This window comes from Ginsengibacter hankyongi (assembly GCF_008710285.1).
Lineage (GTDB): Bacteria > Bacteroidota > Bacteroidia > Chitinophagales > Chitinophagaceae > Ginsengibacter > Ginsengibacter hankyongi.
In genome coordinates this window covers 486,212-498,756 of record NZ_VYQF01000001.1, presented here as the reverse complement: position 1 = coordinate 498,756, position 12,545 = coordinate 486,212, and the positions used below count along the sequence as shown (strand labels likewise).

Here is a 12,545-nt window from a genome sequence, read left to right as displayed (position 1 = left end):
TTTGGTTAAAAACGGGAACACCAGGAATTTATTGCGTATGTTATTCGATCTCCGAAAACGAACTATAATCGAACGATCTACGAACGTGTAGCGAGAGGAAAGCGAATTCAGCAGGGCACAGGTATAGAGAAGGTAGCTCTTTGATAAAAAGGAACTGTGCCGGGAGACGTACAACATAATAAGCCTCAAACCCAACCCCTCTCCAGGGGAAGAGGGGAACTGCTTCGGACGACCTGGTCAGGGGTAATGTAATTATAAGCGTTTATGCGTTGACGTAATATGGGCTTCCTGCGCCAGGGACGCGACCTGGAGTTCCTGCTCCGTAATGAGGAGATTGCCGCGGAAATATGCTTGGTTCCTTTCATTTCAAATCTCCCCAAAAGTTGCGCATATTTCCTCGCAATGACGTAACCTGGTGGTTCCTACGCAATATCAATAATGCGTATATGCCACACCGTTATTACAACTCCGAAAACGGGGAGATTGCCGTGGCCCAAGGTGACGTCATTGCGAGGCGCACAAATAAAGCTTTGAGTTAAATAAACATTACGCGCCGCGGCAATCCCCTTATTAGGATGTTGAAGCTCATCGATACCAATATTAAAAAGCGTATATGCCACCTCGTTATTCCAGCTCCGCAATTAGGAGATTGCCGCGGAAATATGCTTGGTTCCTTTCATTTCAAATCTCCCCAAAAGTTGCGCATATTTCCCCGCAATGACGTAACCTGGTGGTTCCTACGCAATATCAATAATGCGTATATGCCACACCGTTATTCCAGCTCCGAAACGGGGAGATTGCCGTGGCCCAAGGTGACGTCATTGCGAGGCGCACAAATAAAGCTTTGAGTTAAATAAACATTACGCGCCGCGGCAATCCCTTTATTAGGATGTTGAAGCTCATCGCTACCAATATTAAAAAGCGTATATGCCACCTCGTTATTCCAGCTCCGCAATTAGGAGATTGCCGCGGAAATATGCTTAGCTCCTTTCATTTCAAAGTTCCCAAAAGTTTCGCATATTTCCCCGCAATGACGTAACCTGGGGTTCCTACGCAAAGGATCTAACCCGGAGTTCATACTCCGCAATAAGGAGACTGAAGCTCATCGCTGCCAATATTAAAAAGCGTATACCCGTATCCGTAATACTGCTTCGGAAAAGATATACGTTTAAATTTCAGGGAAAAGCTGCAAATATCTGGCATACTATTAGTATATCTTTCATCGGTTACTTATAGGATATTGGATTAAACGAGGGGAGGATGTCTATTCGCCCCTCTTTTTTTCATATAGTCCTCACGGATGGTAAATGGAAAAAAAAGCCGGAATAAATGATGCGAATCAAATTTGCGAGTGACCTGCGTCAGCTATAAAGATTATTTTGGTATATATATTTGATTTAATAGAATGGAATTCATGTAATGTTCAGGGCCCTTATGGGTAATGTATAAATGGCGCCGTTTTATGTTGAATGAGATGGCGCTCAATGCATTTACTAAACAAAAAGGTGAGATCGGCTTAATTTAGCCTACCTTACTGTTTCTAAGAAACGCCATCATTGCGTCTTGAGAGTAATTTTGAAAAATAAGGAAACTGATCAAAGCCCGTCTTTAGCACCTCCGCCCGATTTTGGCATGTCCTGTATTGACTCTTATATTTTATTAAAATGATTTATTGAAAGTAACCATGGCCACCTCAAATATAAATAAAGCAAAAATCCGCTCAAAAAATCTGTTCCCCGTTGTGGGCGTGGGTGCATCAGCGGGAGGTTTGGATGCTTTTAAGAAATTAATAAGGGCTATACCGGAACATTCCGGGATAGCCTACATATTAGTGCAGCATTTACATCCCGATCACAGCAGTTCTTTACCGGATATTCTTCAAAGGGAAACAACGATTCCTGTGGAACAAATAAGTGATAATGTAAAGGTAGAGCCTGATCATGTATACATTATTCCTTCCAATAAAATGCTGGTGGCAACGGATGGGATCCTTCAATTAAGCCCGCGGCCTTCCAAAGGACACAGGAATATGCCCATTGATATTTTCTTTTCATCGCTGGCAGAAGTGCACCAAAGCCATGCAATAGGTGTTGTGTTATCGGGAAGCGGTGCAGATGGCACGCTAGGGCTAAAGGAAATAAAAGACCATGGGGGAATAACCTTTGCACAGGACCTCCATACCGCCGGGTATGACTCCATGCCTCAAAGCGCTATTAAAGCGGGCGTGGTGGATTTTATACTTTCTCCCGAAGAAATGCCCGATCAATTAAAAAAGTTAAGCGAGACGTATAATATACTCCCTTCAAGTGAACATGCTGTACCAAAAGAACCGGCCGAGGAAGAAAGCTTTAAACAGGTACTTGCTCTTATCCGGTCAAACAGTGGAGTAGATTTTACCTATTACAAACAAACAACTGTTCGCAGGCGTATTCTGCGCCGGATGGCAATACTTAAACTTGAAAAAATTGCCGACTACCAAGCCTACCTAAAGAAGAACAAAGCCGAACTGGATATTTTGTTCCAGGACATGCTGATACCGGTTACTTCGTTCTTCCGGGACCCGGTAATTTTCGATCATGTATGCAAAACGGTATTACCTCAATTGATTAAGGATAAATCTTTAGGAAACCCTTTGCGTATCTGGGTAGCCGGCTGCTCTACAGGCCAGGAGGCCTATTCTATCGGCATGGGATTACACGAAGCTTTAAGTGATAAAATTTCCAATTTCAGGATACAAATATTTGCAACAGATGTGTCAGAAAATTCCATTCTGAAAGCGAGAGCGGGCGTGTATAAAAAAAGCGAGATGGAAGGACTAAGCGAGCAGCGAATTCAAAATTTTTTTACAAAAGTAAATGGAGATTACCAGGTCAGGAAGACCATTAGAGACATGTGTATTTTTGCCACCCATAATTTCTTAAAGGATCCGCCGTTTGCAAAAATTGATTTAATCAGTTGCCGCAATGTGCTCATTTACCTGGAACCTTTTTTACAAAAAAGAGCATTCGCCGTTTTTCATTACGCCCTTAATCCACAAGGATATTTATGGCTCGGTAAATCGGAGAGTGTCGGGAGCTCCTCGGAATATTTTCTTCCGTTAGCATTGAAAGATAAGCTGTACACCAAAAAATCGTTCCCGGGCAGGTTTATGAGCGTTACTTCCGAAAGCCGTGAAGAACCGCTTATAGATAAGGACGCCGGCTTGCCTAAAACTGAAAGGAAGAAGGATGATTTTCAAAAAGATGCAGAGCAGGTTCTCTTAACCAAGTACACCCCACCGGGAGTAATTGTTAACGACCAGTATGATATTGTACAATTTCGCGGATCTACCGGGAATTTCCTGGAGCCCTCGCCCGGTAAAGCCAGTTTAAATGTGCTTAAAATGGCCAGGGAAGGTTTGGCATTTGAACTGCGCAATGCTTTACAAAAAGCGAAAACTACCAGGACTGCTTTTACAAAAAAAGGCATATCTATTAACCAGGGAAAAGGAGAAGTTTGCATTGAGGTAGTGCCATTGCTTAATTCAATTGAACCGTACTTTTTAATACTTTTTAAAGATACAACTCCTGAAAGGCCGTACGATGGTAATAAGGTGCCAACGGCCGCCGATTTAAAGACCGAAAAAGATACACGCATACAACACCTGGAAGAAGATCTCCTGCAGGTGCGTGAAGATATGCGAAGCGTAACGGAAGAACAGGAGGCGGTGAACGAAGAATTACAGAGCGCCAATGAAGAACTGCTTAGCGGCAGCGAAGAACTGCAGAGCCTTAATGAAGAACTGGAGACGAGTAAGGAAGAACTGCAAAGTACCAATGAAGAACTGATAACTGTAAACCAGGAATTGTACGACCGCAACGAACAGTATAACGAGGCCCGGCTATACGCAGAAGCGATCGTTTCCACCATACATGAGCCGCTGATGGTTATTGACAATGACTTCAAAATAAAAAGCGCCAATAAATCTTTCTATAAGAATTTTCATCTTACCGAAGAGGAAACGGTAGGGCAGGTTATTTTCGATCTCCAAAATAAGAGCTGGAATATTCCTGAGCTGCGCAGCAAGCTTTTAAAAATACAAAAAGGGCAGGAAAAGTTTATTGAGTGGGAGGTTTGTCATACGTTTCCTGCCATAGGAACCCGTTACATATGCATTAATGCCCAGCCGGTGCAAAAAGAAATCCGGGCCAACTGGATACTGCTGGCGTTTGATGATATTACGGCAAGAATAGAAGCGGAAAAGCAGGATAGAAAGAACCTGAGCGATGTTAAAAAAATACTCGAAAATATTCCGCAAATCACTTCCACTGCATCCGCTGATGGCGCTGTAAACTACTTTAACCAGTTTTTTCTTGACTATTCGGGATTAACGTTTGACGAGGCTATCGGGTGGGGGTGGGAACGGACCATACAACCAGAAATGCTGGATGAAGTAAAAAAGCAGTGGGCCCATTCGGTAAAGACCGGGGAAGATTTTAAAATGGAATTATTATTTAAAAGGAAAAGCGATAATATGTATCGCTGGCACCTGAGCAAGGCCACCCCTATATTAAACGATGAAGGCAAAGTTGCTTCGTGGGTGGGAGCCGCAATTGATATTCATGAACAAAAAACAAAGGAACAGGTAAAAGATGAATTTATTGGAATTGCCAGCCACGAGCTAAAAACACCGCTTACTACGGCTAAGGCGTACATACAATTGTTGGAGATGGGATTGGCTGAAACGAAGGACAAAGATTTGATATTTGCCCAAAAGGCAAGCGCATCTATTACCAGGCTCAACGATCTTATTGGCGAATTAATGGATGTATCTAAAATACAAAATGGAAAATTAGACCTGCAAATAACCGCCTTTGATTTTAATGAAATGGTTACCGACGCCACAGAGCAGGTACAATACGGATCACCGGGTCATCATATAAAATTATCGGGTAAAATAAAAAACCCCGTAAAAGGGGATAAGAACAGGCTGCAGCAGGTAGTGATCAATTTACTAAGCAATGCGGTTAAATATTCCCCCAAATCCAAAGAGGTATTCATACATTTGTCAGCAAAAGCGGGTGAGGTAAAGGTTGCTATAAAAGATACCGGTATCGGAATCCGAAAACAGAGTCTTGATAAAATATTTGACCGCTATTACCGGGAAGAGCAACGGGCCGTTCATTTCCAGGGATTAGGAATCGGGCTTTTTATTTCTCATGAGATTATTGTGCGCCATCATGGGAAAATATGGGCTGAAAGCGAGCCCGGCGAAGGAAGTACTTTTTATTTTACTATTCCCTTATCACAATGAATAAATGCGTGCTGATTTTAGACGATGACCCTGAGATATTAATGGTCTGCAAAATAATTTTGGAGCAAAGAGATTACATCGTTGAAACGAGATTATTTTGCGATAACATCTTAAAGGATTGTACGGATGTAAGCCCGGATATAATTTTAATGGATCTGTGGATACCCGTTATAGGCGGGGAAGAAGCCGTTAATCTTATAAAAAGGAATCCTGCAACTGCGCATATCCCCGTAATACTTTTTTCAGCCAATACAGGGATCGACATCATTGTAAAACGCACCAATGCCAACGGTGTTTTAAAAAAACCTTTTGATGTTAATGAAATGCTGGCTATTATTGAAAACGCGTTGGCCGGTATTAAATAATAAGAGAATCGTGTTAATGGCTCATCGTTAACAGCGTCAAAAGGCGTATATGCCAGCCCGCTATTCCGGCTCCGCAATGAAGAGATTGCCGCGGCCCAAGGTGACGTCATTGCGAGGCGCATTCGTAAATTCCAAGGTAAGAAGGAGGCCAGATGCGCTGCGGCAATCTCCCAATCAGACTAATAGTGCCTATCGCTGCCAGGATTGAGAAGCGTATAGCCGTATCCGTAATTGCTGCATCGGAATAAGTAACCTCCGAAAAAAGCCTCACCCCCAACCCCCTCTCCCAAGGGAGAGGGGGACTGCTCTGGAAGACCCGGTCCTGGATGTAATAATAAGCGTTTATGCGTTGACGTAACCTGCAGTTCCTGCTCCGCAATGAGGAGATTGCCGCGGCCCAAGGTGACGTCATTGCGAGGCGCATTCGTAAATTCCAAGGTAAGAAGGAGGCCAGATGCGCTGCGGCAATCTCCCAATCAGACTAATAGTGCCTATCGCTGCCAGGATTGAGAAGCGTATAGCCGTATCCGTAATTGCTGCTTCGGAATAAGTAACCTCTGAAAAAAGCCTCACCCCCAACCCCCTCTCCCAAGGGAGAGGGGAACTGCTCTGGAAGACCCGGTCCTGGATGTAATAATAAGCGTTTATGCGTTGACGTAACCTGCAGTTCCTGCTCCGCAATGAGGAGATTGCCGCGGAAATCTGTAGCTCCTTTCATTTCAAATCTCCGCAAAAGTTCCGCATATTAATGGATGTTGGCGGGACGCCAACATCAGCATGGAAGGCTTTACGCCTCCTTTAAAGCATGTATTTCAGTGCATTTATTCATCAAATCTTTTGTATCAAAAGTTATAGATAGTTGCGTTCCCTGGCCCACCTCAGAAGTTAGTTTCATACTGCCATTATACAGTTCCGCACGGCTCTTTATATTGGTAATGCCAACCCCGTTTTTCCTGGCTGTAGTGTCGAACCCGATACCATCATCGCTTACAGACACCAACAGCCTGCCATTATTTTCTTTAAAATTTATCAGGATCTTTTCTGCCTGTGCGTGCTTTAAAGTGTTATTAATCTGCTCCTGCAATATCCTGAAAATGTCTAATTTAAATTTATCGCTCAGGTAACTTTCATTGAAATCATTTGTAATAACACTAATTTTTATGGGGTGCACCCGCATGATATCTTTGGCAATATCCTTAACGGAATCTACCAGGCCTTGCTCATTTATTAAGGGAGTGATAAGTATTTTAGATAATTTCCTGATCTCTTCAATGGCGGTAAGGGTATATTCAGAGGCAGGTGTTAAATATGACTCCCGGTTGGGGTCATCTTTTCTTGCCATATCAATATATAATCTGACGGCTCCTAAAAGCTGGTTAACATTATCGTGCAGTTCACGCCCTATTTCCGAACGTTCTTTCTCCTGGGCTGCAAATACAGCCTTGGTGATTTCTTTTTGCTTTACAATTTTTTCTTTCTCAACCTGTTCTTCCAGTCTTCTCTGCTGGGTAATATCTGTTATTAAAGAAAAAGATTGCTTAAAATTGCCGTTATCGTCGAATATAGGCTGTACCTGTACATTTACTAATATTTTATTTCCTGCTTTGGTATAGTTGACGATCTCAAAAGCAAATGGCTCGTGTTTTAATAAATGCCGCTTCGCATCTTCTGCTATTTTCATATCTGTTTCTGCGCCATGCAACATTGACCCCGTGGTTTTCCCAAGAACCTCATCCTGCCGGTAGCCGTAGATCGTTGTAAATGCATTGTTAACCCAGGTAATATTCTGGTCTTTATCTCTTATTACAACTCCGTTAATAGTTTCTTTTGCAACAAGGGACAGTTTTTTCAGTTCTTCCTCTTTATTTTTGCTATCGGTAATATCATGAGCAGCACCGATAAGCCTTAGAGCTTTTCCCTTCTCATCACGCACAATGTAGCCACGATCTTTTATGTACGCCTCCGTATTGTCGCTTCTTAGAATTTTAAATTCAGACTCATATATTTGTTGTTCAGGGGAATTAATTGCGTCCCGGAGCGTAATGTCAACTCTTTCACGATCATCCGGGTGAATCCTTGATGCCCACTCTTCTTTGGTACCCATTTCCTTGCCTTCCGCCCTGAAGATTTTTTTCCAGCCTTCGGGGTTTCTATACACTTCATCCGTAAGCAGGTTCCAGTCCCATACCATATCGTGGGTTGCCTTGCTTACGAGATCATATTTTTTATTGCTGTCTTCAAGGGCATCTAAAATGTGCTTTCTCTCAATACTGTACAATACCGATTTTTCTAATAAGCTACAGCTATAATCGCCCTTGATCAGGAAATCCTGCGCACCGGCTGCAATTGCCTTTAAAGCAATTTGTGTATCAGATAGCCCGGAATAAATTATGACAGGTATCCTTGAATTTGCTTTTATTAATTCTAAAAATGTATCGATACCGCGGCTATCCGGTAAAAAGAGATCTAAAAATATCACTGCGAAATTTTGTTCCTTTAAGTACCGTACACCTTCGGCAATTGTTTCGGCCATTACAATTTCATCAATCCATAAATTGGTGGCTAAAAGGTTTTCGCGAAGCAGCAGTTGATCTCCCGGATTATCTTCAATTATTAATATTGATATGAGTTTCGTTTTGTTCATTTAACTGTTTTGTAAATAGGTTACGCAATTGAGCCAGAATCTTTCTATAGACTTAAGGGTCCTGATGAAATCGGGCAGATTTCCCGGCTTTACAATATAGCAGTTTGCGTAATTGTTATAGGAATATTCAATGTCTTTTTGAAGGCTGGACGTGGTAAGCATTACAACGGGAATTTTTTTAAGCCCATCATCATTTTTTACAAAATGCAATACTTCCCTGCCATCCACTTTTGGAAGGTTAATGTCAAGTAAAATAAGGTCCGGCAATACCCGGTCTTTACTTTTTAGAGAAAGCAAAGCATCTTCCCCGTTATCTATTACCGAAATTTCCAACCTCGCTGCATCGCTGCTAAAAGCTTCCTTTATAAGCTCAACGTCTCCCTCATTGTCTTCTATTAATAATATATTGATCTTCTTTTTCATTGTGGTTTTTTGTGGCATCGACAGCTAAACCAGGGCAAAGCAGTTTAGATCCGTCGATAGCAGAGGTTTGGAATTTTGAGATAGTAAAATAAAATTTGCTTCCCTTGCCTTTGGATGATTCAACCCATATATTTCCGCCATGCAATTGAACAATTTTTTTACAGATGGCCAGGCCAATACCGGTTCCTGAATAATCTTTTTTATTATGCAGCCTTTGAAAAATAATAAATATCTTATCGTGATAGTCAGCGTCTATCCCTATTCCATTATCGTGCACACAAAACTGCCATTGCTGAGGTGTTTCGCTATAGGTAATTTCTATTTCGGGTATTGAAAGATCCCTGTATTTTATGGCATTGCTGACAAGATTTTGAAACAACTGCAAAAGCTGCGATTCGTTACCGCAAACTTTGGGCAGAACCGAAACGTTAATTTTCGCATGCGATTCATCTATGACAGATTTTAAGACCATCCGTGTTTTTTTAACCACTTCGGTTAAATCAATAACGGTATGATCGACAGCCAACGAGCTTATTCTTGAAAATTCCAGCAGGTCGAGTATCAATGTTTTCATTCTGTTGGCCCCATCCACTGCAAAATTTATGTATTTCTGCGCGGTTTCATCGAGTTGTTGGTCATACTTTTTTTTGAGTAACTGCAAAAAGCTGGTGACCATTCTCAAAGGTTCCTGCAGATCGTGCGATGCAACGTATGCAAAGCGCTCCAGTTCTTCATTGGATTGTAAAAGTTTTTCTGATTGCCTTCTGATACTTTCGTGCAATTCGGTTAAGTGGGCTTCTGCAATTTTCCGGTAAGTGACATCCCTCGCTATACCATACCTCATTTTATCATTTGCATCCCAGCTGGCCGACCATTCTATATACACCAATGATCCGTCCTTTCGTACATAGCGGTTCGTGAAGTTAGGCGTGTAATCGCCGGTCATAACCCTTTCGGCTGACATTTTGGTTTTATGCCGATCCTCAGGATACACAAAATCAAAAATTAATCTGCCAATAAGTTCCTCAGCCTTGTATCCAAATACAGCTTCGCAAGCCGCACTTACCTTTTTAAAATAACCATTTACATCCACCACGCAAATGGCGTCCAGCGAGGAATTCATTATTTTATTAAGATCATTTAACGTATTTTGAAGTGCAACCGAACTGGCTCTCAGATTCTCTTCTGCATTTTTACGTTCCGTGATATCCTGGCATGTGCCAATGGCGCGAACCGGTTTATTTTGGTCATTGCGGGAAATCCGCCAGCGTTCGTCTACCCATTTAATACTCCCGTTACTGAGTATAATTCTATGTTCAATTGAATTATCAGCAGTGCTTCCGAGTGAGTCAGCAAATGCTTTATCAACTTTTGCACGGTCATCCGGATGAACAAATTCAAGAAAACCCGGGTGGGACGATTTAAACCGGCTCCGGTCAAGCTCAAAAATCCGGAACGTTTCTGCCGACCAGATTACGCTGTAGTTTAACAGGTCAGTCTCCCAACTACCCAGCTTCGCTACGGCCTGCAGTTCTGCAAGGCGGGCTTCACTTTTTATAAGCAGTTCTTCCTTAAATTTCTTTTCAGTTATATCCCGTGAACAACAGGCAATAGCGATAATTTCGCCACTTTTATAAATGGGATTAAAATTGATTTCCGTCCACGACTCAGGCCTGTTTGAGATGGAAGGCGTATATAATTCTTTTTTAAAAGAGCCGCCTTTAAAGGCATTATGATAAGCGTCTTCCCAGGAAAGCAGGTAGTCCCCGGGAAAAATATCTCTCATTATAAGATTATCTCCGGGCTTAACTGTAATGCCTGTATAAATTTTCACAGCTTCAACAAAAGCATTATTCGCAGTTAGAAGCCTGAAATCATTACTCACACTCCATATCAAATCATCGACGCCGTTAATCAGCGCTTCGTAGTTTGCCTTAAGGGATAAAGGATTGTCCAGTAATGTTTCTCCTGACATTTTATTATATTATTCGCCGAAGTAGATAATAGATTATTCCAAAGATTTAACCGGATTACCCGATGTATTGGCAATGGCTTGATAATGTACCAGGGTAGCCCGCCTTTTTATCTGATAACCTTATAAACAAACCTTCGGGCGTGAATATTAAGTAAATATATCAATATTTGTGCGAAGTTAAATTAACCAGGCTTAATAACGCCCTGGTTTACCCCATTAACGTAAGCAATTTGTTGTAATTTGTTTACTATGCCGTCGTCGATAATTCCCTGCAATAACTTCATTGATTACCTGGATATTTTTGTTTTCCTCACAGCGGCTTGAAGACCTGGGTATTTTGGGACGGCGCGGCTTACAGCAACTACTTCGTTAATTATCGGTAGTATCTCAAACGATAAAAAGAGATGTAGAGAAAAACCATCCGAAAGTTTTGGAAAGATTTTAAAGTTCAGGTCCGGGAGAGTAGTTATTTATCCCAATTCTATTTATCCAAAATATTGAATTAGTGATAACGTTATATTTGCAAAATTCGGCTTGCGGGCACTACATCGGCCCGGTTTATGGGACAGCGGGATGGAGGATTCGTTCACAGCCCGCTGGTATTGTTGAGTTTGCTGGTAAAGCAGTTATTAGCAGGCATTGAACTATAAAAACTGGAATAAGGGTAGGGAAAAAATGTCCGGACAATGCAAACAAAGAACATTAATTGCGAATAAAGAACATTAATTGCGAATTGAAACTTCTTTTTTAATCACATCACTTTGTAATAATGGAAATGCATTCAGCTTCAACTACCGGATTGCAGATAAAGGTGCTTAAGCTGCCATTGGCAGAACTGATAACAACCCTGCATTTTCAACATCAGCCGGAATTGGAAATAAAAAATAGCAAGGCCGGGCGGGAAGAATGTAAAAAAGAATCACTTTTTCATTTAACGTACCTGGCTGAAGCAATCGCATCGGGAAGTAACGAAATATTTAACCAATACCTGCAATGGGCAGCGGTTATGCGTAAATCGCGTAACATCCCCATGGAAGATTTGATTACTGATTTGGATTATATAGATTTTGCCTGTGAGCAGTTGCTTCCGGCGCATGATTATCGGCGTGTAAAAAGTTTTATCACTGCAGGCTCCCAGTACCTGAAAGACGAAAAGCCTTTACCGCTTACCACTTTCTCCGAAAACAATCCCCTGCTGGCCTATGCGAAGCAATATCAATCGTTTCTCCTGAATGGGAACCGCCTTGGGGCGCAGGCTCTCATTGACGACCTTATTTCAAACGGCGAGGCCGTCACGTCCATTTATGAACATATATTCCAGGCCACCCAACATGAGATCGGCTTTTTATGGCAAACCAATAAAATCAGCGTAGCTCACGAACATTATTGCACGGCGGCTACGCAACAGATAATTGCTACTCTTTATACCAGGATTTTTACTACAGCCAAAAAAGGAGTTAAGATGTTGGCTTGTGCCGTTTCCGGCGACCTCCACGAAATGGGCATCCGAATGATATCTGATTTTTTTGAATTGGATGGGTGGGACACATTTTACCTGGGAGCCAATATGCCCGATTCGGATATCATTGCTGCCATAAAAGAGCAGAAAGTGGACTTACTCGCGTTATCAGTAACGATGCCCTTTCATATAAGTAAGGCGGAGCGCCTGATTAGAAAAATAAGAAGCGACGATGACCTTTCGCAATTAAAAATAATTGTAGGAGGATATTCTTTCTCGCAGGCAAAAGGTCTTTGGAAGGACATTGGTGCAGATGGTTCGGCACAAAGTGCCAAAGAAGCCGTACAAATGGGCAATCAAATGATCACTTTACAATAAAACATCGC

General features: G+C 42.0%; 7 protein-coding genes. 3 read left to right on the top strand and 4 right to left on the bottom strand.

Translation table 11 applies throughout. From position 1 onward, the window contains the following. Positions 1 to 1,672 precede the first annotated feature (1,672 nt). The gene (locus FW778_RS02115; protein ID WP_202552037.1) at positions 1,673 to 5,293 is read left to right on the top strand and encodes a chemotaxis protein CheB; all 3,621 of its coding nucleotides are present in this window, start codon (positions 1,673 to 1,675) and stop codon (positions 5,291 to 5,293) included. Next, positions 5,290 to 5,658, top strand: coding sequence for a response regulator (locus FW778_RS02110; protein ID WP_150412946.1), 369 nt, complete (start codon positions 5,290 to 5,292; stop codon positions 5,656 to 5,658). The genes FW778_RS02115 and FW778_RS02110 overlap by 4 nt, the downstream gene beginning before the upstream one ends. A gap of 481 nt (positions 5,659 to 6,139) precedes the next feature. Here FW778_RS02110 and FW778_RS02105 read toward each other — a convergent pair whose 3' ends face one another. The 4 genes from FW778_RS02105 to FW778_RS02090 are packed head-to-tail and all read right to left on the bottom strand — an operon-like array spanning position 6,140 to position 10,700. Further along, positions 6,140 to 6,391, bottom strand: coding sequence for a hypothetical protein (locus FW778_RS02105; protein WP_150412945.1), 252 nt, complete (start codon positions 6,389 to 6,391; stop codon positions 6,140 to 6,142). A 54-nt stretch (positions 6,392 to 6,445) separates the two neighbouring features. After that, on the bottom strand, positions 6,446 to 8,302 hold the full coding sequence (locus FW778_RS02100) for a PAS domain S-box protein (RefSeq protein WP_150412944.1): 1,857 nt from the start codon (positions 8,300 to 8,302) through the stop codon (positions 6,446 to 6,448). Beyond that, positions 8,303 to 8,725: a response regulator gene (locus FW778_RS02095; protein ID WP_150412943.1), complete on the bottom strand. Its 423-nt coding sequence runs from the start codon at positions 8,723 to 8,725 to the stop codon at positions 8,303 to 8,305. Next, the gene (locus FW778_RS02090) at positions 8,685 to 10,700 is read right to left on the bottom strand and encodes a PAS domain S-box protein (protein ID WP_150412942.1); all 2,016 of its coding nucleotides are present in this window, start codon (positions 10,698 to 10,700) and stop codon (positions 8,685 to 8,687) included. The genes FW778_RS02095 and FW778_RS02090 overlap by 41 nt, the downstream gene beginning before the upstream one ends. A 769-nt stretch (positions 10,701 to 11,469) precedes the next feature. On the opposite strand from FW778_RS02090, the gene FW778_RS02085 reads away from it, so the two are divergent. Continuing rightward, positions 11,470 to 12,537: a cobalamin B12-binding domain-containing protein gene (locus FW778_RS02085; RefSeq protein ID WP_150412941.1), complete on the top strand. Its 1,068-nt coding sequence runs from the start codon at positions 11,470 to 11,472 to the stop codon at positions 12,535 to 12,537. Positions 12,538 to 12,545 lie beyond the last annotated feature (8 nt).

Bases quoted from the DNA above. Each gene is read 5' to 3' on its own strand.
- FW778_RS02110 (WP_150412946.1), top strand. From the start codon at position 5,290: ATGAATAAATGCGTGCTGATTTTAGACGATGACCCTGAGATATTAATG.
- FW778_RS02100 (WP_150412944.1), bottom strand. From the start codon at position 8,302: ATGAACAAAACGAAACTCATATCAATATTAATAATTGAAGATAATCCG.
- FW778_RS02095 (WP_150412943.1), bottom strand. From the start codon at position 8,725: ATGAAAAAGAAGATCAATATATTATTAATAGAAGACAATGAGGGAGAC.
- FW778_RS02090 (WP_150412942.1), bottom strand. From the start codon at position 10,700: ATGTCAGGAGAAACATTACTGGACAATCCTTTATCCCTTAAGGCAAAC.
- FW778_RS02085 (WP_150412941.1), top strand. From the start codon at position 11,470: ATGGAAATGCATTCAGCTTCAACTACCGGATTGCAGATAAAGGTGCTT.